The organism is Streptomyces kaniharaensis (assembly GCF_009569385.1).
GTDB classification, from domain to species: Bacteria; Actinomycetota; Actinomycetes; order Streptomycetales; family Streptomycetaceae; genus Kitasatospora; species Kitasatospora kaniharaensis.
This window is the reverse complement of the sequence record NZ_WBOF01000001.1, coordinates 3,492,686-3,515,883: the sequence shown is the minus strand read 5'-3', so window position 1 is coordinate 3,515,883 and position 23,198 is coordinate 3,492,686. Positions and strand designations below refer to the sequence as shown.

Annotated in this window: 20 protein-coding genes and 1 tRNA gene; 6 read left to right on the top strand and 15 right to left on the bottom strand. The window is 74.1% G+C overall.

What is annotated here, in order from left to right; translation table 11 throughout:
• Nucleotides 1-176 precede the first annotated feature (176 nt).
• Complete coding sequence (locus F7Q99_RS16110) at nt 177-2,930, bottom strand: SUKH-4 family immunity protein (RefSeq protein ID WP_326846725.1); 2,754 nt, start codon at nt 2,928-2,930, stop codon at nt 177-179.
• 60 nt (nt 2,931-2,990) lie between these two features.
• Nucleotides 2,991-3,992, bottom strand: a complete 1,002-nt coding sequence (locus F7Q99_RS16105; protein ID WP_153462210.1) for an HNH endonuclease — start codon at nt 3,990-3,992, stop codon at nt 2,991-2,993.
• 497 nt (nt 3,993-4,489) lie between these two features.
• On the opposite strand from F7Q99_RS16105, the gene F7Q99_RS16100 reads away from it, so the two are divergent.
• Nucleotides 4,490-4,951, top strand: coding sequence for a YwqJ-related putative deaminase (locus tag F7Q99_RS16100; protein WP_230210235.1), 462 nt, complete (start codon nt 4,490-4,492; stop codon nt 4,949-4,951).
• 105 nt (nt 4,952-5,056) lie between these two features.
• A complete protein-coding gene (locus tag F7Q99_RS16095) occupies nt 5,057-5,566 on the top strand; it encodes an SUKH-3 domain-containing protein (protein WP_153462201.1) in 510 nt (169 codons plus the stop codon).
• A gap of 7 nt (nt 5,567-5,573) precedes the next feature.
• On the opposite strand, the gene F7Q99_RS16090 is transcribed toward F7Q99_RS16095, so the two are convergent.
• Complete coding sequence (locus tag F7Q99_RS16090; RefSeq protein WP_153462199.1) at nt 5,574-6,842, bottom strand: sensor histidine kinase; 1,269 nt, start codon at nt 6,840-6,842, stop codon at nt 5,574-5,576.
• 260 nt (nt 6,843-7,102) lie between these two features.
• On the opposite strand from F7Q99_RS16090, the gene ppc reads away from it, so the two are divergent.
• Nucleotides 7,103-9,916: a phosphoenolpyruvate carboxylase gene (gene ppc / locus F7Q99_RS16085; protein ID WP_407697790.1), complete on the top strand. Its 2,814-nt coding sequence runs from the start codon at nt 7,103-7,105 to the stop codon at nt 9,914-9,916.
• A gap of 78 nt (nt 9,917-9,994) precedes the next feature.
• Here the strand turns inward: ppc and F7Q99_RS16080 are convergent, their stop codons facing one another.
• The 8 genes from F7Q99_RS16080 to F7Q99_RS16045 all read right to left on the bottom strand — a co-directional run bounded on the left by F7Q99_RS16080 (nt 9,995) and on the right by F7Q99_RS16045 (nt 16,498).
• Nucleotides 9,995-10,972 (bottom strand): hypothetical protein, encoded by a 978-nt coding sequence (locus F7Q99_RS16080; protein ID WP_153462197.1) that lies wholly within the window; start codon nt 10,970-10,972, stop codon nt 9,995-9,997.
• Nucleotides 10,962-11,483 carry a SigE family RNA polymerase sigma factor gene (locus tag F7Q99_RS16075; protein WP_153462195.1) on the bottom strand — a complete coding sequence of 174 codons (522 nt, stop codon included), beginning with the start codon at nt 11,481-11,483 and terminating at the stop codon, nt 10,962-10,964. The genes F7Q99_RS16080 and F7Q99_RS16075 overlap by 11 nt, the downstream gene beginning before the upstream one ends.
• Before the next feature lie 95 nt (nt 11,484-11,578).
• On the bottom strand, nt 11,579-11,902 hold the full coding sequence (locus tag F7Q99_RS16070; RefSeq protein ID WP_153462193.1) for a hypothetical protein: 324 nt from the start codon (nt 11,900-11,902) through the stop codon (nt 11,579-11,581).
• Between the two features lie 155 nt (nt 11,903-12,057).
• Nucleotides 12,058-12,639, bottom strand: a complete 582-nt coding sequence (gene pth, locus F7Q99_RS16065; RefSeq protein WP_153462191.1) for an aminoacyl-tRNA hydrolase — start codon at nt 12,637-12,639, stop codon at nt 12,058-12,060.
• Nucleotides 12,640-12,753: 114 nt separating this feature from the next.
• A complete protein-coding gene (locus F7Q99_RS16060; RefSeq protein WP_326846724.1) occupies nt 12,754-13,341 on the bottom strand; it encodes a 50S ribosomal protein L25/general stress protein Ctc in 588 nt (195 codons plus the stop codon).
• A 296-nt stretch (nt 13,342-13,637) separates the two neighbouring features.
• The gene (locus F7Q99_RS16055; protein WP_326846723.1) at nt 13,638-14,615 is read right to left on the bottom strand and encodes a ribose-phosphate diphosphokinase; all 978 of its coding nucleotides are present in this window, start codon (nt 14,613-14,615) and stop codon (nt 13,638-13,640) included.
• Nucleotides 14,616-14,818: 203 nt separating this feature from the next.
• The gene (glmU, locus tag F7Q99_RS16050) at nt 14,819-16,273 is read right to left on the bottom strand and encodes a bifunctional UDP-N-acetylglucosamine diphosphorylase/glucosamine-1-phosphate N-acetyltransferase GlmU (protein WP_153462187.1); all 1,455 of its coding nucleotides are present in this window, start codon (nt 16,271-16,273) and stop codon (nt 14,819-14,821) included.
• Nucleotides 16,274-16,427: 154 nt separating this feature from the next.
• Nucleotides 16,428-16,498: transfer RNA gene (locus F7Q99_RS16045), tRNA-Gln, on the bottom strand.
• Between the two features lie 298 nt (nt 16,499-16,796).
• On the opposite strand from F7Q99_RS16045, the gene F7Q99_RS16040 reads away from it, so the two are divergent.
• Nucleotides 16,797-17,780, top strand: coding sequence for an acyl-CoA desaturase (locus tag F7Q99_RS16040; RefSeq protein WP_153462185.1), 984 nt, complete (start codon nt 16,797-16,799; stop codon nt 17,778-17,780).
• Nucleotides 17,781-17,971: 191 nt separating this feature from the next.
• The gene (locus tag F7Q99_RS16035; RefSeq protein ID WP_153466247.1) at nt 17,972-18,574 is read left to right on the top strand and encodes a TetR/AcrR family transcriptional regulator; all 603 of its coding nucleotides are present in this window, start codon (nt 17,972-17,974) and stop codon (nt 18,572-18,574) included.
• Nucleotides 18,575-18,660: 86 nt separating this feature from the next.
• On the opposite strand, the gene F7Q99_RS16030 is transcribed toward F7Q99_RS16035, so the two are convergent.
• Complete coding sequence (locus F7Q99_RS16030; protein ID WP_153462183.1) at nt 18,661-19,452, bottom strand: methyltransferase domain-containing protein; 792 nt, start codon at nt 19,450-19,452, stop codon at nt 18,661-18,663.
• A gap of 111 nt (nt 19,453-19,563) precedes the next feature.
• Between F7Q99_RS16030 and F7Q99_RS16025 the strand changes: the two genes are divergently transcribed.
• Nucleotides 19,564-20,061 carry a MarR family winged helix-turn-helix transcriptional regulator gene (locus F7Q99_RS16025; protein ID WP_153462181.1) on the top strand — a complete coding sequence of 166 codons (498 nt, stop codon included), beginning with the start codon at nt 19,564-19,566 and terminating at the stop codon, nt 20,059-20,061.
• A 7-nt stretch (nt 20,062-20,068) separates the two neighbouring features.
• On the opposite strand, the gene F7Q99_RS16020 is transcribed toward F7Q99_RS16025, so the two are convergent.
• The 3 genes from F7Q99_RS16020 to F7Q99_RS16010 form a co-directional block, all read right to left on the bottom strand.
• Nucleotides 20,069-21,007, bottom strand: a complete 939-nt coding sequence (locus tag F7Q99_RS16020) for a response regulator transcription factor (RefSeq protein ID WP_153462179.1) — start codon at nt 21,005-21,007, stop codon at nt 20,069-20,071.
• A 318-nt stretch (nt 21,008-21,325) separates the two neighbouring features.
• Complete coding sequence (gene galE, locus F7Q99_RS16015; RefSeq protein ID WP_153462177.1) at nt 21,326-22,288, bottom strand: UDP-glucose 4-epimerase GalE; 963 nt, start codon at nt 22,286-22,288, stop codon at nt 21,326-21,328.
• Nucleotides 22,289-22,465: 177 nt separating this feature from the next.
• Nucleotides 22,466-23,134: a response regulator transcription factor gene (locus F7Q99_RS16010; RefSeq protein ID WP_153462175.1), complete on the bottom strand. Its 669-nt coding sequence runs from the start codon at nt 23,132-23,134 to the stop codon at nt 22,466-22,468.
• Between the last annotated feature and the right edge of the window lie 64 nt (nt 23,135-23,198).

The following is a 23,198-nucleotide window of genomic DNA, read 5'->3' as shown; positions in this document are numbered from 1 at the left end:
CTGCGTCGGACGTATCGAGATGTGGCGAGGAACGAACGTTCAACCCCATCTTCTTGACCTATTTTGCGCAGATCCGGGCGAAACCCCAACGAGGCACCGCCGCCACGACACGCCGGAGGGGCCGTTCCGGACGCCGGAACGACCCCTCCCCACCTGCGAGGATCCATGACGGTCCGCTACAGCAGGCCGTCCCAGAACTGCTCCAGCAGCACGGCCCACCAGGTGTCCGCGTTCTGCAGGGCCGCGGGGTCGATCGCGGCGAGCTGGGCCTGGAAGTCGGTCGTCCAGCGACCGGCCTGGTCCGGCGTCAGCCCGTACCGCAGCCCCCACATCCGGCCCAGCAGGGCCAGGGAGCGGACGAACTCCGGTACACCGGTGTTGACGAACCGGGGCGGCTGACCGGTTCCGTCGGTGTCCACCGCGACCACGTTCGCGGTGCCGTACTGGACGCAGAGCTGGCGACCGTAGTCGTTGCCGAGCACCAGGTAGCCGCCGAAGTCCGGGCCCGCGGGCAGGCCGCGCTCGGCGGCCAGCTCGGCGAGCGTCGGGATCGGCCGGCCCTCCTGGGCCTGCGCCCAGAAGAACGGCCCGAACTCGCGCGGCAGACCGGCCCACATCAGGGTCTGCGCCACCGGCTCGGGCACGCCCTGGCGGGACACGGCGCGCTGCTCGAAGCGGAACACGTTCTGCTTGAAGGCGTCGGCGAGCTCGGCCGCCAGCTGCTGCGGCGGAACCGGCGGCAGCGGCGGGACCGTCCCGGGCGCGGGCAGCGGCACCCGGAACGGGCGGACCCGCTGGGCGCCCGAGGCCAGCTGGTGCAGCTCGTCCAGGTGGTCGAGCAGCTCGGCCATCCCGGCCTGCCGGGACGCGTGGTCACGGCCGTACGCGGCGGTGTGGGTGAGCCTGACGTTCGGCCAGGACGCGGCGATCATGCGGTTGCAGTAGCCGCCCGGCAGATCGCACGACTCCAGCTCGGTGTAGAGCTCCAGCACCTGCTCCGGCGGCACGTTCAGCCGCCGCAGGTCCTGGAGGATCTTCCACTCCGGGTGCGGGGTGCCGGGCTCGCTGCGGTGCAGCAGCTTCTGCTCGGAACCGTCCGGGCCGCGGTAGCTGAGCGCGGCGAAGTAGCCGGGGCCGACCGCGGGCACGCCGGGGGGCACCGAAGCGGCCTGCGGCGGCCCGGGCGCCGGCGCCGGCGCCGGGGGGACGACGCCGGCGGCGCCGCCCGCGTTCGGATAGCCGTAGCCGGCCGCGGGCGCGACCGGAGCCGCCGGGCCCCCGGGCGGCGGCGGGACGGCGGGGCCGCCGGACGGCGGGGTGCCCGGGTCCGCGGGGCCGGCACCCAGCAGCGCCGGGTCGAGCGCGCTCGCCAGCTGCGTCGCCTCGTACGCCACCCCGGCGGCCGGCGCACCCGGGGCGGGCGTGCCGCCGGCGGGCGGCGCCGCTGCACCGCGCAGGCCCGCCGGGGGCGGGGGCGGCGGGGCCGAGGCCGCGCCACGGCCGCCCGGGTTGGCGGCGGGAGTGCCCGAGCCCGGGGTCTGCCGCAGTTCGGCGGGCGGGGGCGGCGGCGGAGCGGCACCGGGGCCGCGGCCGAGCGCACCGCCGTGCGAGGCACCCGGACCGGACGCGCCCCCACGCAGTACGGCCGGCGGGGGCGGCGGTGGGGCGGAACCGGGGCTGCGGCCGAGCGCGCCACCGTGCGAGGCACCCGGGCCGGGCGCGGGGGCCACCGGTGCCGCGGGCGTACCGGCGGCCGGGGTGACCGGTGCGCCGGGCAGGCCCATCAGGCCCGGGATCCCGTCCGGCGGGGCGAGCATCGTCGGCGCGTGCTCGACCGCGGGAGCGGCCGCGGGCGGCACGGCGGGCGCGTCCGGGGCACCCGGCAGGCCCATCAGGCCGGGAATCCCGTCCGGCGGCGCGAGCATCGTCGGCGCGTGCTCGACCGCCGGAGGAGCCGCGGGCGGCACGGCGGGCGCGTCCGGGGCACCCGGCAGGCCCATCAGGCCGGGAATCCCGTCCGGCGGTGCCAGCAGCGTCGGCGCGGGCGCCGCGGCCGCCGGAGGCTGCGCGGGGGCCGGGGTGGGAGCCGGAGCCAGCGGGCCCGGCGCCGGAATCGGCGGCATCAGCGCGGTCGCGGCCTCGGACCCGGCGGGCGCGGGCCCGTCGGACAGGTCGGAGCCGAAGGTGCGCAGGCCGCCCTCCGACATCAGCACGGTCGCCGCCTCGGCCCCGACCGGAGCCGCGGGCGGCGGGACCGGCGGAGCCGCCTGGACCTGTGGCGCAACGGCCGGCTGGCCGTGGCCGGGCGGCGGGGCGAGCATGGTCGGCGCGTCCCCGGCGGGCCGGTCGGAGACCGGCGGAGCGGTCAGGACGGCCGGCGGGGTCGTCGGCGGGGCCCACGAGGCAGCCTCGGCCGGCACGCCGGGGGCCGGAACCGCAGGCTCGGCCGGAACAGCGGGCTCCACAGGAGGAGCGACCGGCTCGGCCGTACCCGTACCGAGCCGCTCCGCCTCGGCCGCGATGGCCGCCGCGCCCGCCTCCTGGAGCCACTGCGGCGGGCTGAGCAGGAAGGACGTCGCCTCGACCGGCCCGGGCGCGGGCTTGGCCGCCCCGGCCGGGTTGGCCGCGACCGGCCGCCCGTACACCTCTTCGTACTGCCGGACCACCTCGTTGACGGGCAGCGCGGGCCAGAGCGTGCTCGCCCCGGAGTCGCGGGCGATCACCAGCCGCGCCTCACCGGCGGAGCCGCTCTCCGCACCTCCCGACGATCCGTCCGACGCCGCGCCCGACGCCCCGTCCGCCGGCTGTACCGCCCAGCAGACGAAGCCCAGATCGAACTCCCGGACCCGCACCTCGCGCTGCTGCGACCGCGGCACCCCGCCGTTGATCCACTCGTCGGCGAGCTCCTGCGCCTGCGCGTACGTCACCACGCCCGGTTCACCCCTGTCCCCATCCTCGTCGTCCCCGCTCCTTCCGCCACCGCGGCCACGTCAGTCCACCGGGACGGCCCGGGCGAACCCGCCGTCCACCATCAGCTCCGCGACCGTCTCCAGCTCGGGCGGGCTGCCGGCCAGCCGGAGCAGGAAGGCGTCGAAGTCCTCGCCGCAGGGCAGCAGCAGCCGGGCGAGCCGGTCCTCCGGGGCCTCGGGGGCGCCGGTGTCGCGGGCGTCGTCGTACAGGTGGAACCAGACCGAGCCGATCCGGTCGCCCCGGACCTTCAGCGCGACGATGCCGCCCTGCACGTAGGCGATGCCGAGGTAGTCCTTGGTGAGGTGGTCGCGCAGGCACTTGTTGGCGTACACGACGTCCTCGGTGCCGTACTCCTCACTGAGCGTCAGGAACGGCTGGTCGAGCAGCATGCCGAGCTCGGTGTCCAGCGCGACGCCGACCGGGGCCCGGCCGCCGCCCAGCTTGAGGAAGGTGCGGTAGGCGCCGGGCAGACGGTAGCCGAGGCGGTCCTCGGCACGCTGCACCAGGTCCTCGGGGACGCCGATCGGGTCACTGCCGTCCCTGGCCAGCGAGAAGTGCACCGGCCGGCGCTCCTGGAGCGGGCGGGTGCCGCGGCGGCCGTGGTCGGCGGCGGAGGTGGCCAGGCCGCCGTGGTGGCGCAGCAGGGCCTTGACCTCGACCGGGACCAGCTCCATCCGCCGCCAGCCGGGCGCGGCCCGGCCGACCGCGTGGTGCCAGGTCCAGCCGGGCGGGGTGGCGACGGCGGTGTCCAGGTCGGCCCAGAGCGGGTGGCCCTGGGTGAACAGCGCGGCGTTGGCCGAGACGTAGTCGGTGAGCCGCAGCTCGTCCACGCCGAAGCCCTCCGGCGGGTCGGCGACCTCCGCCGCGGCGGCGGCGTACGGGCCGAAGTCCGGGTAGCCGTACTCGTCGACCTGGACCCCGGCGGGGTAACGCTCGGCACGGACCGGGTCCGGGAACTGCACCACCTGACCTGCGTACGCCGCGTTCGGTGCGGCGGCGACGCCGGGCCGACCTGTCGTCATCTGGGAGCCCCCACTGGCTGCTGCAAATTCTCGGTGCGCTTGCTGGACACCAGGGTAGGGGGTCGCCCTTCGGACCGGTCCCCCGCCCGGGAGACCGGCGCCCACCCCTCACCTACGCTTCACAGCCGCCCGGCGCCGCCCTGCCCGGGCCCCGGCGATGGATCCCCAACGGCCTTTGCGGGTAGCCGAGTCGGACCCACCCCGTGCGGCCCGGGCGGCCGCTTCCCTTTCGGCTCGTGGCCGGAACGGTACCGGCCAAGCCCGCACGGCTGGGGGCGGTTTCGGGAAATCAGTGGACAAGTCGTAACGGCAGTGTGCAGATTGAGTCAGGGTTCCGTCGCGATCCCGGTCTGGACCGGGTAACCGCCCGGCCTTTCGCACGTGGCCCGTTCGCCCACCCGCGTACCCCGGTTGTACGGATGTCGGTGACATTTGACAGGCTTGTCCCGGACCGGCCGCACCGGTCCGGCCGTCAGCGGGAGCGAGGAGGAGGACGCATGACCACCGGTGAGCCGGCGGGCCCGCCCGTGCTGCGCCACCACCGCGACAGCCTGCTGCCCGCCGTCGCCGCCGCGCTGTCGCTCAAGGGCGGTGAGGTGCACACCCTGGCCGGTGACAAGTCCGCGCGCCGGCCCGTCCTGCACCCGCTGGTCGGCGACTTCCTGGAGGGGCTGCCGATCGAGCTGCGGGAGCGCTTCACCGGCCGCTGCCCGGAGGCGGTGCTGCTCTCCCGGTACCTCACCGACGTGGACGGCCGGCGGTCCAAGCGCGCCGCCCGCAAGCCGATGAGCCTGCACGAGGCCCGCAAGGCGCTCAAGGGCGCCCGGATGACCACCGTCCGGATCCGCGAGGAGGCCGACCCGGCGCACGGCACCCACGCCCCGCCGTGCCGCTCCTGCGTCCCGATGCTGGAGCACTTCACCGTGCAGAGCGTCGTGGTCGGGCCGCCCGCCCGCTGACCGGCCGGCCGCTGATCGGCCGCCGCGCCCTGCCCCGTCCACGTCCCCGAGCCCCAGGAGCCCGTCCTGAATCCGCCCAGCCCGCCCCCGCCTCCGCCGGCCACCCTGGCCGCGAACTCCCGGGGGACCCGCCCGCGCTTTCCCGCCGACGTCGCCGCCGAGCTCAAGGCGGCCGGCTGGCACCCCGGCCGCTGGCAGATCGAGCAGGCCGAGGAGTGGGCCGACACCCTGGCCGGGTACGCCAGCCCGACCGGCGTGGCACACGCGGTGTTCCCGGCGGCGGTGGAGGCCTGGGCCGAGTTCGGCGGCCTCGCCTTCGACCTGTCCGGCCCGGGCCGACAGCTGGCCCGCACCCCGTTCCTGATCGACCCGCTGTGCGGGCTGCACCAGCCGCGCACCCTGGCCGACCTCGGTCGCGCCCTGGGCAGCCGGCTCGCCCCGTTGGGCGAGGAGGCGTACGGCCAGGCGCTGCTCGCCGTCGACGAGGAGGGCCGGGTCTACAGCCTGGACCACACCGGCGAGTGGTTCCTCGGCCACGGCATCGACCAGGCGATCAGCACGCTGGTCCTCGGCACCGCCCCGGAACGGCTGCGCACCGCGGACGAGTACAGCTAGCAGGCGTTCAGCGCAGCGGCTCGGCCCGGACCGTCAGCCGGGACGGCAGCACCGCCTCGACCCGGAACCCGCCGTCCGCCTCCGGCCCGGCCGAGAAACTGCCGCCCAGCGCGATCACCCGCTCGCGCATCCCGACCAGCCCGTTCCCCCCGCTGGGCAGCTTCGCCGCGCCGCGCTCCCCGCCCGGGCAGGCGTTCACCACGCTCACCCGCACCCCGTTCGGCGCGTACGCCAGCAGCACGGACACCTCCGCGCCGCCGGCGTGCTTGTGCGCGTTGGTCAGGCCCTCCTGGACCACCCGGTACGCGGTCTGCTCGGCCTCGCCCGTGAAGTCCTGCCGGCTGCCACTGACCGTCAGCGTGACCGCCATGCCGGCCGCCCTGGACTGGTCGACCAGCCGCGGCAGCGCGGCCAGCGAGTCCGGCTCCTGGGGCCGCTCGTCGTCCATCCGCAGCACGCCGAGGATCTCGCGCAGCTCGTTCAGCGCCTGCCGGCCGACCTCGCCCATCAACTTGGCACTCTGCGCCGCCTTCGCCGGGTCCTTGGCGGCGATCCGCTCCAGCGCCCCGGCGTGCACCACCATCAGCGACACCCGGTGCGCGACCACGTCGTGCATCTCCCGGGCGATCCGGGTCCGCTCCTCCAGCCGGGCCCGGCGGGCGCGCTCCTGCGCCTGCTCGGCCAGCAGGTCCAGCTCGGCCTCCAGGCCGTGCGCGCGGTCCTTGAGCGACTCGATCAGCCGCCGCCGCGCGCCCACGTACAGGCCCGTCACCACCGGCGGGACGGTCAGGCCGACGGCCACCAGCACCGACATCAGCACCTGGCCCCAGAGCGGCGTCGGGTCCGCGACGGAGTCGCCGGGCAGGAGCAGCGACACCAGCATCACGGTGACGGCCTCGGCGAAGGCCAGCGCCGACAGCCCCACGACCCGGCGCCGCCGCGAGGGCCACTCCCAGGTCGCGGCCAGCGTGTACAGCGACACCACCAGCAGCACCACGCCCAGCATCCCGGGCATCGCCACCAGGGTCACCAGCACCGGGACGGCCGGCCAGCGGCGGCGCAGCACCAGCGAGCCGCCGGCCACCGCGCCGAGCAGCGCGATCCCGGCCAGGCCCGCCGACGTCAGCTCGATCCGGGCCGACAGGAAGGCGATCGTGCTGAGCGAGCACTCCGCCGCGGCCAGCATCGCCAGCCCGATGTCCAGGAGTGCGCTGCGCGGTCGCTCCCACCACCAGAACGACCGGACCGGCGCGCGCTCCCCAGGCGACTTGCTCATGGCTGACAGCCTAAGCGGCACCCTCGCGCCGTCCCCACCGGGATGGGCACCTGACGCTTCCCCGACCCCCTGGTGGTCCAGACCACTGGACGGCCCAGGGTGATCCTGTCCGCCATCCGGCCACCTCGCGGACAGCGACCTCCCCGACACCTATGCTGGTCGCGTCGGACAGCGCGGTCCGCACGCGTCACACCCGCCACACGCGGGCGGACCTGTGACGATGAGCCGTTGCCGAACCCCACCACCACAGGGAGCCAGCCGTGACCGCTCCGGTCCCCAACCCGGCGGACAGCCCAACCTCCGTCGCCGCCGCCGGCCCAGACGCAGACAACGCGGCCCTGCGCGCGGACATCCGCCGCCTCGGCGACCTGCTCGGCGAGACGCTGGTCCGCCAGGAGGGCCCCCAGCTGCTGGGTCTGGTCGAACAGGTCCGCCTGCTCAGCCGCACCGACGGCGAGGCCACCGCCGAACTGCTCTCCGACATCGACCTGGAGACGGCCGCCAAGCTCGTCCGCGCCTTCTCCACCTACTTCCACCTCGCCAACGTCACCGAGCAGGTGCACCGCGGCCGCGAGTTCGCCACCCGCCGCACCCGGCAGGGCTCGCTGCTCGCCCAGACCGCCGACCAACTCGCCGACGCCGACCCCAAGCACCTCCAGGACACCCTGGCCCACCTGGCGGTCCGTCCGGTCTTCACCGCCCACCCCACCGAGGCCGCCCGCCGCAGCGTCCTCAACAAGCTCCGCCGGATCGGCGAACTCCTCGACCGCATCCACCGCGAGGAGCTCACCTCCGGCCTCGCCGCCGCCGACCCGGCCCGCACCAGCAGCGCCAGGCGCTCGGCCGACCGCCGCCTCGCCGAGGTCATCGACCTGCTCTGGCAGACCGACGAACTGCGCATCGCCCGCCCCGAGCCCACCGACGAGGCCCGCAACGCCGTCTACTACCTGGACGAGCTCTACCGCGAGGCCGTCCCCGAGGTCCTGGAGGAGCTGCACGAGGAGCTCGCCCGGGTCGGCCTCAGCCTGCCCGACGGCGTCCGCCCGCTCACCTTCGGCACCTGGATCGGCGGCGACCGCGACGGCAACCCCAACGTCACCCCGCAGGTCACCTGGGACGTCCTCAACCTCCAGCACGAGTACGGCATCAAGGACGCCCTCGACGCCGTCGACGAGCTCCGGGGCACCCTCTCCACCTCCGAGCGCCTGGCCGGCGCCTCGGTCGAGCTGCTCGCCTCGCTCAACACCGACCTGCACCTGCTCCCCGAACTCAGCCCGCGCTACAAGCGGATGAACGCCGAGGAGCCCTACCGCCTCAAGGCCACCTGCATCCGGCTCAAGCTGGAGAACACCCGCGAACGCCTGGCCGGCGGCACCCCGCACGTCGAGGGCCGCGACTACCTCGGCACCCGCGAACTCGTCGCCGACCTGCGGCTCATCCAGGATTCCCTGCGCGCCCACCGCGGCGAACTCATCGCCGACGGCCGCCTCGCCCGCGCCATCCGCACCATCGAGGCCTTCGGCCTCCAGCTCGCCACCATGGACGTCCGCGAGCACGCCGAGGCCCACCACCACGCCCTCGGCCAGCTCTTCGACCGCCTCGGCGAGGAGGCCTGGCGCTACGCCGACATGCCCCGCGAGTACCGGCAGAAGCTGCTCGCCAAGGAACTCCGCTCGCGCCGCCCGCTCGCCCCCACCCCGGCCCCGCTGGACGCCGCCGGCACCAAGACCCTCGGCGTGTTCAACACCATCCGGGAGGGCTTCGAGCGCTTCGGCGACGAGATCGTCGAGAGCTACATCATCTCCATGTGCCAGGGCGCCGACGACGTCTTCGCCGCCACCGTCCTCGCCCGCGAGGCCGGTCTGATCGACCTGCACGGCGGCATCGCCAAGATCGGCATCGTGCCGCTGCTGGAGACCACCGAGGAGCTCCAGAAGGCCGACCGCATCCTCGACGAGATGCTCTCCGACCCCTCCTACCGCCTGCTCGTCTCGCTGCGCGGCGACATTCAGGAGGTCATGCTCGGCTACTCCGACTCCTCCAAGTTCGGCGGCATCACCACCTCCCAGTGGGAGATCCACCGCGCCCAGCGCCGGCTGCGCGACGTCGCCCACCGCTACGGCATCCGGCTGCGCCTCTTCCACGGCCGCGGCGGCACCGTCGGCCGCGGCGGCGGTCCCTCCCACGAGGCCATCACGGCCCAGCCCTGGGGCACCCTGGAGGGCGAGATCAAGGTCACCGAGCAGGGCGAGGTCATCTCCGACAAGTACCTGCTCCCCTCCCTCGCCCGGGAGAACCTCGAACTGACCCTCTCCGCCACCCTCGCCGCCTCCGCGCTGCACACCTCGCCGCGCCAGGCCCCCGAGGAACTGGCGCGCTGGGACGCCGCGATGGACCGGGTCTCCGAGGCCGCGCACACCGCCTACCGCGCCCTGGTCGAGCAGGACGACCTGCCGAAGTACTTCTTCGCCGCCACCCCGGTCGACCAGCTCGCCTCGCTGCACCTGGGCTCCCGCCCCTCCCGCCGCCCCGACTCCGGCGCCGGCCTGGACGGCCTGCGGGCCATCCCGTGGGTGTTCGGCTGGACCCAGTCCCGCCAGATCGTCCCCGGCTGGTACGGCGTCGGCTCCGGCCTCGCCGCCGCCCGTGCGGCCGGCCTCGGCGACGTGCTGGACGAGATGTACGGGCAGTGGCACTTCTTCCGCAACTTCCTGTCCAACGTCGCCATGACGCTGGCCAAGACCGACCTGCGGATCGCCCGCCACTACGTCGAGCAGCTGGTGCCCGCCGAACTGCACCACGTCTTCGACCAGATCGTCGCCGAGCACGACCTCACCCTGCGCGAGGTGCTCCGGCTCACCGGCGAGAGCGAACTGCTGGAGCACAACCCGGTGCTGAAGCAGACGTTCACCGTCCGCGACGCCTACCTCGACCCGATCTCCTACCTCCAGGTCGCGCTGCTGCGCCGCCAGCGCGAGGAGGTCGCGGCCGGCCGGCACGAGGACCCGCTGCGCGCCCGCGCGCTGCTGCTCACCGTCAACGGCATCGCCGCCGGCCTGCGCAACACCGGCTGACGGCAGGCACGTTGAAGGGGCCGGTGTCCACCCCCGTCGGACACCGGCCCCTTCGTCGTCGGCCCCGGGCCGGTGCGGTCACCGGGACCGGACGACCTCGACGACCTGCGGGCCGTACCGGGCGGTGATCTCCGCCCGGACGTTCTCGGCCGGCTGCGCGACGTCCACCCGCACGCCGGCACCGTCGTTGCCGACCCTGGTCCCGACGATGGCCACGCCCCGGTCCTTCCAGTACGTCACGCCTTCGTCGGCGATCCGCTTGGCCAGCGCGGACAGTTCGGCCCGGGTGCCGACGGCGTCCCGGAAGTCGAGCCGGACGTTCGGCGAGAACACCCGCTCCCGCGCGACCCGGTCGAAGTCCGTACCGGGCTTGCGCATCACGTAGAGCGTGCGGGTGGCCTCGTCGCTGCAGGCGCCGAAGTACTGGTCCCGGTACCTGCCGACGGCCAGCTCGGCGACGGCGCGGGCGGCCTGGAAGAGGTCCGGATCCCGGGGGAACCCCGCCACCGGCTGGGCGCCCGCCGAGCCGGACGCCAGCGGCAACTGCCTCGTCCCACCGGTCGGCGACCCCCACGGCGTGATCGTCAGCGCCGACGAGGGCACCCCCGTGGACGGCACACCCGTGAACGGCGGCCCCGACGAGGGCACACTCGACGACGGCAGCCCCGAGGGCGGGCCGGACGACGACGAGCCCGACGACGGCGAACCCGGCGTCGGCGGCGGGCCCGTCCACCCCGGTGTCCGCAACGAGCTCGGCCCCGCCGTGCACGCGTACACCGGCCCCGCCGCCCGCCAGTCCCCGGCTCCCTCGCCCGCCCCGCCCGTCGGCGCCCCCACCACCCGCTGCGCCCCGCCACCGCCGCCCAGCTGCGTCAGCGCCCCCGCGCCGACCGCCAGCACCGCGACCGCCGTCACCCCCCGCACCGCCCCCTGCCGCCGAGCCCGCCGCCGCCCCGCCTCCCGCAGCGCGGCCAGTGGCGGGCTGCCGCCGACCGTCTCGGCCCTCGCCCCGAGCCGGACGATCAGCTCCTCCTCGAACCTGTCCTCAGCGCTCACGACCCACCAACTCCTCCACGGGTTCCAGTTCCTGTCGAAGCGCCCTGATCCCCCGCGCCAGGTGCGTCTTCGCCGTCGGCACCGAGCAGCCGAGCTCCTCCGCCACCTGCGCGACCGGCAGATCGAGGTAGTAGCGCAGCACCACCGCCGCCCGCTGCCGGCGCGGCAGCGCACCCAGCGCGGCCGCCAACTGCTCGTCCCGCTCGGCCTCCTGGGCCGCCGGGCCGTCCGGCAGTGCGGCGGTCAGCACCTCGCGCCTGGTCCGGCGCCACCGTGAGACGTGGGTGCGGATCATCGTCCGGCGGACGTACCCCTCGGTCGCCCCCGGGTCCCGGATCGCCGCGCGTTTCGCGTACACGCGGGCCAGGGCGTCGTGCAGGAGGTCCGTGGCGTCGTGCACGTCGCCGGTGATCAGGAAGGCGCCGCGCAGCAGGGCCTGGTACCGCGCCGAGACGAACTCGTCGAACGGATCGCCCGCTGCGTCCCCCGGACGCTTCGTTTCGCGCTTCATACCCCCAGGACGCCCGAGGCGCCGAAAACGGATGACAGGACGACGAAGGGGCCGGCGCCCACTTTCCGTGGACCCCGGCCCCGAGCCGTGTGTTCCTACTCCGCGGGCTCGCCCGCGCGGTGGCGCTTCAGCCACAGGGCGGCGCCACCGGCCACCACGACCAAGCCGCCGCCGACCGCCAGCAGCCCGGCGTCAGGGCCGACCGAATCACCCAGCGCCGGCGCGAACTGCGCCGCCGCCGGCTCCGGGGTCGCCCCCGGCTCGGGCTCCGCCACCGTGTCGGCGTGTGCCACCCCGCCGCCGGACAGCAGCATCCCCGCCGCCCCCAGCGCACCGGCCGTGCCCACTCGTCGTCCGAGCTGTCGCAGCCGTACCACCCGGAGCCGCCGAAGTCGGCGGACCGGACGCAATCTCCGCATCGAGAACTCCCCAGAACCCGTTCGCGCTACGGGCCGACGCTATCCGATCCCGCACAGGGTTCTCACACCAATTCAGGTTTGGAGCGCCAAGCGTTGTACGACTGTTGCGTACCGGCGCGCCGCCTTGACGGTCGCTCAGGAGCGGACGGGAGCCGTCAGGAGTTGTACGTCCCCTGGGCCCGCTCCAGGCCCTCGGACAGCAGCGCCTCCACCGCGTCCGCCGAGCGGTCCACGAACCAGTCCAGCTCCTTGCGCTCGGTGCCGGAGAAGTCCTTCAGGACGAAGTCCGCGACCTCCATCCGGCCCGGCGGGCGGCCGATCCCGCAGCGGATCCGGTGGTAGTCCGGGCCCAGCGACTTGGTGATCGACTTCAGGCCGTTGTGGCCGTTGTCCCCACCGCCGAGCTTCAGCCGCAGGGTCGCGTAGTCGATGTCCAGCTCGTCGTGGACCGCCACGACCGCGGACGCCGGCACCTTGTAGAAGTCGCGCAGCGCGGTCACCGGCCCGCCCGACAGGTTCATGAACGACATCGGCTTGGCCAGCACGACCCGCCGGCCCGCCAGCCGTCCCTCGGCCACCTGTGCCCGGCTCTTGTGGGCCTTGAACCGGGCGCCGATCCGCTGCGCCAGCAGGTCCACCACCATGAACCCGATGTTGTGCCGGTTCCGGGCGTACTGCTCACCCGGGTTGCCCAGCCCGACCACCAGCCACGGGCCGTCGTACGCGTCCTCGGCCATGCCTCTACTCCTCGCACTCGCGCTCATCGTCATCTTCCCGGACACGCCGCTGCCCCGGCCGCTCCAGCACGGGAGCGACCGGGGCAGCGGTCAAAGCAGTCAGGCGTGCGAGGCTCAGGCCTCGGCGCCCTCGGCCTCGGTGGCCTCCTCCTCGGCCGGGGCGGCCTGGGCGGCGATGACCTGCAGCACGACGGCGTCGGCCTCGACGGCCAGGGCGACACCGTTCGGCAGGGTGATGTCCTTGGCGTGGATCGAGGCACCGGCCTCCAGGCCCTCGACCGAGACGGTGACGGCCTCGGGCAGGTGGGTGGCCTCGGCCTCGATCGGCAGGGCCTGCAGGACGTGCTCCAGCAGGTTGCCGCCCGGGGCCAGCTCGCCCTCGGTGTGGACCGGAACCTCGACGGTGACCTTCTCGCCGCGCTTGACCAGCAGCAGGTCGACGTGCTCGATGGTGCGCTTGATGGCCTCGCGCTGGACGGCCTTCGGCAGCACGTACTCGTCCTTGCCCTCGATCGGCACGACCAGCAGGGCGTTCGGGGTCTTCAGGGCCATCATCAGGTCGTGGCCGGGCAGGTTCAGGTGAACCGGGGCGTGGCCGTGGCCGTAGACGACACCGGGGACGAAACCGGCACGGCGGGCGCGGCGGGCGGCACCCTTGCCGAACTCGGTACGGGTCTCAGCAGCAAGGCGGATCTCGGACACGACTGCACTCCTCGTGAAGACTGGCGCGGGGGTGCAGGCAACGCGAAAAACCGCCGGGACCACACCCTCAGTACGTTGGGGGTCACTCGGCGGCAACGACCTCTGCCGACACCCGGAAGTCCGGCACCGGCAGCGCGTCGATCACGGAGCGGGCACCCGTCGAGCGGGCACACGGCATCCCTCGCCGAGCAGTTTCACGAGTCTAACCGCATCGGCGGCCTCCCGCGAAATCGGCGGCGGCCCCGGCCCGCGAGGGACCGGGGCCGCCTGCGCGGGCCTTCGTCAGTGCACGCCCGTCAGTGCACGCCCTCGAAGAGGCTCGTGACCGAACCCTGCTCGAACACCTCGCGGATCGCGGCCGCGATCGACGGGGCGATCGACAGCGTGGTGATCTTGTCCAGCTGCAGCTGAGCCGGGGTCGGCAGCGTGTTGGTGAACACGAACTCGCTCACCCGGGAGTTCTTGAGGCGGTCCGCGGCCGGGCCCGAGAGCACGCCGTGGGTGGCCGCCACCAGGACGTCCGCCGCGCCGTTCTCGAACAGCGCGTCGGCCGCGGCGCAGATCGTGCCGGCGGTGTCGATCATGTCGTCGACCAGGACGCAGACCCGGTCCTTGACGTCACCGACGACCTCGGCCGACAGGATCGTGTTGGCCTGGGTGATGTCACGGCGCTTGTGGATGATCGCCAGCGGGGCGTCCAGGCGGTCGCACCACTGGTCGGCCACCTTCACGCGGCCGGCGTCCGGCGACACGATCGTCAGCTTGGAGCGGTCCACCCGCTCGCCGACGTAGTCGGCCAGCAGCGGCAGCGCGAACAGGTGGTCCACCGGGCCGTCGAAGAAGCCCTGGATCTGCGCGGTGTGCAGGTCCACGGCCATCAGGCGGTCGGCACCCGCCTGGCGCAGCAGGTCGGCGATCAGGCGGGCCGAGATCGGCTCGCGGCCCAGGTGCTTCTTGTCCTGGCGGGCGTACCCGTAGAACGGCAGGATCGCGGTGATGCTCTTCGCGGAGGCCCGCTTCAGAGCATCGATCATGATCAGCTGCTCCATGATCCACTGGTTGATGGGAGCCGTGTGGCTCTGCATCACGAAGCAGTCCGCGCCGCGAGCCGACTCCAGGAAGCGGACGTAGATCTCGCCGTTCGCGAAGTCGAGGGCCTTGGTCGGGACGATCTCCGTCCCCAGCGCCTCGGCCACCTCCCTCGCCAGCTCCGGGTGGGCACGGCCGGAGAAGAGCTTCAGCTTCTTCTCACCCGACGTCGTGATCCCGTTCACTGCACCGTCTCCTCGCGTTTGCGGACGCTGAACCCGCCACCCCACGCAGGCAGGCGCAGCCCGCACGCAAGGAGGGGTCGGGGAAATGTCGGTACGCCGGGACACGGGCGGCGAGCCCGGTGGCGCACGTATGTCCCCAAGGTTACGCGCCCGCGCAGAAACCGTCCGCCCCGGGACCGCCCCTCGGACGCCCGCCCGTCCCGTCAGACCTCCGCGGCCCCGCCCGTCGCGGCCTCAGCGGCCTTCGCGGACGCGGTGCCCGGTCGCTTGCGCTCCACCCAGCCCTCGATGTTGCGCTGCTGCGCCCGGCTCACGCCGAGCGCGCCCGGCGGGACGTCGGAGGTGATCACCGAGCCGGCCGCGGTGTAGGCGCCGTCGCCGACCGTGACCGGGGCGATGAACATGTTGTCCGAGCCGGTGCGGCAGTGCGCGCCGATCACCGTGCGGTGCTTGTTCACGCCGTCGTAGTTCACCGTGACCGAGGCCGCGCCGACGTTGGTGCCCTCGCCGATGGTGGCGTCGCCGATGTACGACAGGTGCGGCACCTTCGCGCCCTCGCCCAGCTCGGAGTTCTTCACCTCGACGTAGGTGCCGACCTTCGCCTTGCGGGCCAGCTTCGCCCCCGGCCGCAGGTAGGCGTACGGGCCGGCGGTGGCCAGCTCGCCCACCTCGGCGCGGTCCGCCGTGGTGTTGCTCACAACCGCGCCGGCTCCGACCGAGGTGTCCCTGAGCGTCGAGTTCGGGCCGACCTGGCAGCCCTCGCCCAGGTGGGTGGCGCCCTGCAGCTGGGTGTTCGGCAGCACGACGGCGTCCGCCTCGTACGTCACCTGCACGTCCATCCAGGTGGTCGCCGGGTCAACCACGGTGACGCCGTCGCGCATCGCGCGCTCCAGCAGGCGGTCGTTGAGCAGCCGGCGGGCCTGTGCGAGCTGCACCCGGTCGTTGATGCCGAGGATGTCCCGGTGGTCCTCCGCGACCACGGCGCCCACCCGGTGGCCGGATGCGCGCAGGATCGCCAGGGTGTCGGTCAGGTACTCCTCGCCCTGCGAGTTGTCCGTGGTGAGCTCGGACAGCGCCTCGGCCAGCAGCTTCGCGTCGAAGGCGAAGACCCCGGAGTTGATCTCGGCGATGGCCCGCTGGGTGTCGGTGGCGTCCTTCTCCTCGACGATCGCGGCGACCGAGCCGTCCTCGTCGCGCAGGATCCGGCCGTACCCGGTCGGCACCGGCACGACGGCGGTCAGCACGGTGACCCCGTTGTCCTGCTCCGCGTGCGCCTTCGCGAGGTGGCGCAGCGTCTCGCCGGTGAGCAGCGGCGAGTCCCCGGCGGTGATGATCACGGTGCCGTCCAGCTGGACCCCGTCGGCGGCCAGCGTCTCCAGCGCCGTGCGCACCGCGTGCCCGGTGCCGTTCTGCTCGTGCTGCACCACCGGCCGCGCCGCCGGGTAGTACGCCGCCAAGTGCTCCTCGACCTGCTCCCGCTGGTGCCCGACCACGACGACCAGGTGCCCCGGCGTCAGTTCCTGCGCCGCCGCCACCGCGTGCCCGACCAGCGACCGGCCGCACACCTCGTGCAGCACCTTGGGCAGCTTGTTCGACTTCATCCGAGTCCCGCCACCGGCGGCAAGCACGACAACGGCGGCAAGCGAATTGGCACCCATGCGGGGAGGCTCCTCGGTCGGTTCACAGAGAGGGCAGAACGGCCAGGGGCGAGGATCCGCACGCGTGCCCTGGCAGTTCGAGGATAGTGCGGGGCAGATCGCCGAAATGCAGCCCCCCGGCCCGCCGCGCACCGGGCAGTGGCCGTTCAGAGTGCTCCCGGAGGAGGATTCGAACCCCCATAAGCTGGACCAAAACCAGCTGTCCTGCCCTTAGACGATCCGGGACCGGCGCGCCGGCCCTCGGTGTCCCGGAGGCGCGCTGGGGCAAGACTACGGGGTCGACGGCCCCACATCTACCTCCATGGCCGACCAGTGCCCCCGGTGCCCGGGCGGGAATCGGCACTCACGACTCCTCACCGGCCGGGCCGGGGGTTCATCCATCCAGTCGGGTGAATTCACTCAACCGCCGCGCAGCGGTGTGTTCCCTTTGCCGCGAAACGCAACTTACGATGCCGTAGGTTACGGCACCGTAACCTCCGCTCCTCCGCGATCCCGCACAGGGACGCCGCACAAGGGACCGCCCATGACCATCCAGGCCGGCGAGGCGCGCGCCGGGTCCACCGCGCCGTCGATCGACACCCCCGACCTCGCCCCCAGCCGGGTGTCCGCGACCCGCGGCGGGGAGAAGCAGGGCGCCGCCGAGCGGATCGCGCTCGCGCTGTTCATCGCCGTGCCGTTCGCCGCGCTGGTGGCCGCCGTGCCGGTGGCCTGGGGGTGGAGCCTGGGGTGGACGGACGTGGCGATCACCACCGCCATGTACTTCCTCACCTGCCACGGCATCACCGTCGGCTACCACCGCTACTTCACCCACGGCGCCTTCAAGGCCGACCGCCCGATGCGCGTCGCCCTCGCCGTCGCCGGCAGCCTGGCCGTCGAGGGCCCGCTGGTGCGCTGGGTGGCCGACCACCGCAAGCACCACAGGTTCAGTGACAAGGAGGGCGACCCGCACTCGCCGTGGCGCTACGGGGAGAGCCTCCCGGCGCTGCTCAAGGGCCTGTGGTGGGCGCACATGGGCTGGATGTTCGACGAGGAGCAGACCCCGCAGCTCAAGTACGCGCCGGACCTGGTCAACGACCCGGCCATGCGGCGGATCTCCCGGCTGTTCTGGCTCTGGACGACGCTCTCGCTGCTGCTGCCCCCGCTGGTCGGCGGCCTGGTGACGCTGTCCTGGCAGGGCGCGCTGTCCGCCTTCTTCTGGGGCTCGCTGGTCCGGGTGGCGCTGCTGCACCACGTCACCTGGTCGATCAACTCGATCTGCCACGCGGTGGGCCGCCGCCCGTTCCGCTCCCGGGACCGTTCGGGCAACGTCTGGTGGCTGGCCGTGCTCTCCTGCGGCGAGTCCTGGCACAACCTGCACCACGCAGACCCGACCTCGGCCCGGCACGGTGTCCTGCAGGGGCAGATCGACTCCTCGGCGCGCCTGATCCGCTGGTTCGAGCTGGCCGGCTGGGTCCGGGACGTCCGCTGGCCGGACGCACGGCGGATCGCCGCCCGCCGCGCCGCATGAAGGCGCGCTTCCAGCATGATGGAGGGGTGAACGGGAGCAGCGCAGACAGCACAGGCGGTCATCACGGCATGCGGACGGACGCGGCGCCCGATGCGGCGCAGGCCCGTCCGCGTGCCGCCGCCCCGGCGGGCGGGGCGGCGCCGGACGGTGAGGTCGCGTCGGCGCCCCGCCGCCGTGGGGGGCGGGTGCGGATGACCGGCAAGCAGCGGCGGGAGCAGCTGCTGGAGATCGGTCGAACGGTGTTCGCGGAGCGCGGCTACGACGGCACGTCGGTGGAGGAGATCGCCGAGCGGGCCGGGGTGTCGAAGCCGGTGGTGTACGAGCACTTCGGGGGCAAGGAGGGGCTGTACGCGGTGGTGGTGGACCGCGAGATGCAGTTGCTGCTGGACATGGTCACCGGGGCGCTGACCGGCGGGCACTCGCGCGAGCTGCTGGAGCAGGCCGCCTTCGCGCTGATGGACTACATCGACACCTCGACGGACGGCTTCCGGATCCTGGTGCGGGACTCGCCGGTGGCCCAGTCGACCGGCACCTTCGCGTCGCTGATCAGCGACATCGCGACGCAGGTGGAGGACATCCTGGGCCTGGAGTTCAAGGCCCGCGGCTTCGACGCGCGGCTGGCCCCGATGTACTCGCAGATGCTGGTCGGGATGGTGGCGCTGACCGGGCAGTGGTGGCTGGAGGTCCGCAAGCCGGACAAGGCGCAGGTCGCGGCGCATCTGGTGAATCTGGCCTGGCACGGGCTCGAGGGCCTGGAGCGGCACCCGAACCTGGTCGGCGAACGCAAGGCCTGACCAGGCCCTGACCCCGGCTGTCGCTCGCCCTGGGCCAGTTTGTCCTGAGCCCGGTCGTCCCGGGCCTTCGCTTGTCCTGAGCCCGGCTACCGCTTGACGCCGACCGCGAAGATCCGCCGGAACGGGAAGACCGTGCCGTGCGGTCCGGCGGGGTAGGCCTCGCGCAGGAGCGTCCCGTACTCGGCGAGGAAGGCGGCCCGCTGCGCCGGGTCGGTGAGCCAGGTGAGGACGGGCCGCAGGGCGGTGCCCTTGACCCACTCCAGGACGGGATCGGGGCCGGGGAGCAGGGTGCTGTAGGTGGTCTCCCAGACGTCGGGGCTGCAGCCGGCCCCGACGAGGGCGTCGAGGTACCGCCCGGGCTCGTGGACGCCGGCGCGAGTGGTGTCGTCGCCGAGGGCGTCACGCCAGCGGGGGCTGCGGCGGAGCTCGGCGAGCAGGGTGTGGCTGGGCGAGCCGAAGTTGCCGGGCACTTGGAAGGCGACGGCCCCGCCGGGCCCGAGCGCAGCGGCCCAGCGCGGGATCAGCTCGATGTGACCGTCGACCCACTGGAGGGTCGCGTTGGAGACGATCAGGTCCGGCTGGGCGGGGGCCGGGTCGTAGTCGCGGGCGTCGGCGAGGAGGTAGTCGGCGGTGGGTTCGCCTTCGGCGCGGGCGGTGGCGAGCATGGGGGCGGAGTTGTCGATGCCGGTGATCCGGGCCTGCTGCCAGCGTTCGCGCAGGACGGCGGTGGAGTTGCCGGGGCCGCAGCCGATGTCGAGGATCGTCGCGGCGGGCTCGTGCGGCAGGGCGGGGACGCGGGCGAGCAGATCGCGCAGCGGGCGGGTCCGTTCGTCGGCGAAGCGCAGGTACTGGGCCGGGTCCCAGACGGGGGTGGTCATGGCACACCTCACAGGTATCTCGACATCAAGATATCTCCGTTCAGCCTCGCGGGCACATTTCTCGATGTCAAGAGACTTCACATCGACACATCCACCGATACACTGATCGTCATGGAGGACGAGGTCGACAGGCTGGTCGCAGCGTGGCGCCGGGAGCGCCCCGACCTCGACGTGGAGCCGCTGGAGGTGCTCAGCCGGGTCAGCCGACTCGCCCGGCACCTGGACCGCGCCCGCCGGACCGCGTTCGCCGAGCACGGCCTGGAGCCCTGGGAGTTCGACGTCCTGACCGCCCTGCGGCGGGCCGGCTCCCCCTACCAGCTCTCCCCCGGACAGCTCCTCACCCAGACCCTGGTCACCTCCGGCACCATGACCAACCGGATCGACCGGCTCACCGGCAAGGGCCTGGTCAAGCGCCTGCCCGACCCGGACGACCGGCGCGGCGTGCTGGTCCGGCTCACCGACGACGGCCGCGACCGCGCCGACCAGGCACTCGCCGGACTGCTCGCGCACGAGCGCGAACTCCTCGCCCAGCTCACCTCCGGCCAGCAGGGCGAACTCGCCGCACTGCTGCGACTGTTGGTCGCACCCTTCGACAACATCCCGGGCTGAGCCGCCGCTACCCCGCACCCGGCACCGTGGTCGAGGCGACGGACGGCGGTGCCGTGGGCGCGGCCGGTTCGGCGGGGCTCACCCCGGCCCGGCGGGCGACCGCGACGGCGGCGAGGGTCGAGTGCACCCCCAGCTTGCCGAGCACGTTCTGCATGTGGGTGCGGACAGTGTGCGGAGACAGGTAGAGCCGCTCCGCGACCGCCTGCCGGCCCAGGCCCGCGACCATGCAACGCAGGATCTGCTTCTCCCGCGGGGTCAGCGTCTCGACCAGCCGCTCGCTCTCGGTGCGGTCGCGCCGGGCCGTGGTGAGCTCGCGGATCACGCCGGTGAGCAGTGCGGGCGGCAGGTGCGTCTCGTCCCGCAGCACCCCCCGTACGACGGCGAGCAGCCGGGCGAGCGAACTCTCCTTCGCCACCCAGCCGGTGGCCCCCGCATGCAGGGCCCGGGCGGCGCGGTGCGGGTCGTCGGCGGTGGCCAGCACGATCGCGCGCAGTCCGGGGTGGCCGCGGCGGAGCCGGGCGAGCAGGGAGATCCCGTCCGGCGGCGGGGCGACCGGCCGCAGCTGGTCCGCGCGCAACTGGTCCGTGCGCTGGGGGTCGGGCCGCAGGGGGTTCGCGGGCCGGGCGCCCACCCCGGGCGGCGGGACGGCCGGGCGGCGGGGCAGCGGCACCGTGACGGCCGGGCGGCGGGCCGGATCCGGTGGCTCCGCGCCGGGCCGGCCGGGTCTGCGCAGGCCGGGCGGGGCGGCCTCGGCCCCGAGGTCCGCGTCGATCAGGACGACGTCGAAGGCCCGGCCCTCGACGGCGGCGCGCTCCAACGCGCGCTCGGCGGCGGCCGCGCTGCCGGCCGCACCCACCTCGACGTCGGGCTCGGCGGCCAGCGCCGCGGCCAGGGCCTCGGCGAAGATCCGGTGGTCGTCGACCACCAGGACGCGGATCCGCCCCATCGTCACTACCCCCCTGCTCAGACCGGCCCGAGCCCGGGGCGGGGACCGGCCCCGGCGCCCGCGATCCGGTCGTTACTGCCCCCCGCGCCCCTCAACCGGTACCGCACTCAGCGTACGGGCCGGGGATCGCGCTCGTGGTGGTTTGGTGAAGTTTCGTCAGGAGGTGTAGACGTGGCTGGATTTGATCAGGACATGCAGTGGCGTCACCGGGTGCAGCGCCGGGGGCAGCGCCGGTTCTCGGCGCATTCCGCACCCGGACAGGCGCAGGCGCCGCCCCGTTCGACTCGGGGCGGCGCCTGCCCTGCGGATCGGACCGGCTCAGCTGCCGTTCTTCTCCAGGGTGAACTTCCAGGCGTCGGCGACGATGTCGTCCAGGTTCGGGCGGCGCGGCGTCCAGCCCAGGGCCTGGTGGGCGCGCTCGGCCGAGGCCACCAGCACGGCCGGGTCGCCGGCCCGGCGGCCGGAGACCTGCACCGGGATCTCCCGGCCGGTGACGCGCTTGACCGACTCGATCACCTCGCGCACCGAGAAGCCGCTGCCGTTGCCCAGGTTGCAGATCAGGTGCTCGCCCGGCTTGGCCGCGTCCAGCGCCAGCAGGTGGGCGTCGGCCAGGTCGGCGACGTGGATGTAGTCGCGGATGCAGGTGCCGTCCGGGGTCGGGTAGTCGTCGCCGTACACCGCGATGTGCGGGCGCTGGCCCAGCGCGGCCTGGAAGACCAGCGGGATCAGGTGCGACTCGGGGTCGTGCCGCTCGCCGTACGCGCCGTACGCGCCGGCCACGTTGAAGTAGCGCAGCGAGACGGCGGCCAGGCCGTGGGCGACGGCCTCGCTGGTGATCAGGTGGTCGACGGCCAGCTTGGTGGCACCGTAGGTGTTGGTCGGCGCGGTACGGGCGGTCTCGGCGATCGGCACGACCTCCGGCTCGCCGTAGGTGGCGGCGGTGGAGGAGAACACCAGCTTGCGCACACCGGCGGCGCGCATCGCGCTGATCAGCTCCAGCGAGCCGGCGACGTTGTTGCGCCAGTACTTCTCCGGGTCCACGACCGACTCGCCGACCTGCGAGGAGGCGGCGAAGTGCAGCACGCCGTCGAAGGAGCCGTCCAGCACCTCGCCGGCGTCCTGGATCCGGCCCTCGACGAACTCGGCACCGGCCGGCACGCCCTCGCGGAAGCCCGTCGAGAGGTCGTCCAGGACGGTCACCTGGTGCCCGGCCTCCAGCAGGTGGGCGGCCACCACGCTGCCGACATAGCCGGCGCCACCCGTGACCAGGTACTTACTCATGATGAGACCTCCAGCGGGCGATGGTCCGCCGGATCGGGCGGGGCCATCGGAAACGTGCGAACGACTGCGGCCCATTCTCCCTGGCCGCCGGGAGTGCTCGGGACCACCCTCCGGGACTGTTCCCGGGCCGGTCCCGGATTGCTTCCGGCGGGTTCGGCCCCGGGCCGTCCGTCTCGTTCAGCCCCCGGCCATCCGCTCCAGCAGACCGGTCCTCGCGGCCACCGCCGCCGCCTCCAGCCGGGTCCGCGCACCGAGCTTCATCAGCACCCGCTGGACGTGCGTCCGGGCGGTGCTCGCGGCGATCCGCATCCCGGCCGCGATCGCCGCGGTGTCCTCGCCGTCCGCGATCCGGGCCAGCACCTGCACCTCACGGCGCGTCAGCAGGCGCAGCAGCCGCACCGCCTCGTCGTCCGGCTCGGCGGCCGGCCGCAGCAGTTGGTCGAAGGCCTCCCGCAGCACGTCCACGTCCACCGCGGCCTCGCCCGCCCGGGCCCGCCCGATCGCCCGCTCGACCACCTCGATCCGCTCGTCGCTGGGCACGTACCCCGCCGCGCCGGCCGCGAACGCGCCTGCCACGCCACGCAGTTCACCTACCGGGCCGAGCACGATCACGGCCACCTCGGGCCGCTCCCGGCGGATCCGGCGCAACCCGTCGAAGGCCCCCGGCTCGGCCGGCGCGGCCACCCCGAGCAGGCACACCTCGGGCCGCCTCCCGGCCACCAGATCGGCGGCGACGCAGGCCGGCGAACCGACCGCGAGCACCCGGTGACCGCGCAGCTGGAGCGCGGTCGCCAGCGCCTCGGCCAGCAGCCGGTGGTCGTCGACCACCACGAGTCGAACGCCCATGACGCCCTCCCGGTCGGGGTCCGGCTCGCGCCCGCACCCGTTGGGCGGGCGGCCGATGACGCAC

Bases quoted from the DNA above. Each gene is read 5' to 3' on its own strand.
- F7Q99_RS16105 (WP_153462210.1), bottom strand. From the start codon at position 3,992: ATGACGACAGGTCGGCCCGGCGTCGCCGCCGCACCGAACGCGGCGTAC.
- F7Q99_RS16100 (WP_230210235.1), top strand. From the start codon at position 4,490: ATGACCACCGGTGAGCCGGCGGGCCCGCCCGTGCTGCGCCACCACCGC.
- F7Q99_RS16090 (WP_153462199.1), bottom strand. From the start codon at position 6,842: ATGAGCAAGTCGCCTGGGGAGCGCGCGCCGGTCCGGTCGTTCTGGTGG.
- F7Q99_RS16075 (WP_153462195.1), bottom strand. From the start codon at position 11,483: ATGAAGCGCGAAACGAAGCGTCCGGGGGACGCAGCGGGCGATCCGTTC.
- F7Q99_RS16070 (WP_153462193.1), bottom strand. From the start codon at position 11,902: ATGCGGAGATTGCGTCCGGTCCGCCGACTTCGGCGGCTCCGGGTGGTA.
- pth (WP_153462191.1), bottom strand. From the start codon at position 12,639: ATGGCCGAGGACGCGTACGACGGCCCGTGGCTGGTGGTCGGGCTGGGC.
- glmU (WP_153462187.1), bottom strand. From the start codon at position 16,273: ATGGGTGCCAATTCGCTTGCCGCCGTTGTCGTGCTTGCCGCCGGTGGC.
- F7Q99_RS16040 (WP_153462185.1), top strand. From the start codon at position 16,797: ATGACCATCCAGGCCGGCGAGGCGCGCGCCGGGTCCACCGCGCCGTCG.
- F7Q99_RS16035 (WP_153466247.1), top strand. From the start codon at position 17,972: ATGACCGGCAAGCAGCGGCGGGAGCAGCTGCTGGAGATCGGTCGAACG.
- F7Q99_RS16030 (WP_153462183.1), bottom strand. From the start codon at position 19,452: ATGACCACCCCCGTCTGGGACCCGGCCCAGTACCTGCGCTTCGCCGAC.
- F7Q99_RS16025 (WP_153462181.1), top strand. From the start codon at position 19,564: ATGGAGGACGAGGTCGACAGGCTGGTCGCAGCGTGGCGCCGGGAGCGC.
- F7Q99_RS16020 (WP_153462179.1), bottom strand. From the start codon at position 21,007: ATGGGGCGGATCCGCGTCCTGGTGGTCGACGACCACCGGATCTTCGCC.
- galE (WP_153462177.1), bottom strand. From the start codon at position 22,288: ATGAGTAAGTACCTGGTCACGGGTGGCGCCGGCTATGTCGGCAGCGTG.
- F7Q99_RS16010 (WP_153462175.1), bottom strand. From the start codon at position 23,134: ATGGGCGTTCGACTCGTGGTGGTCGACGACCACCGGCTGCTGGCCGAG.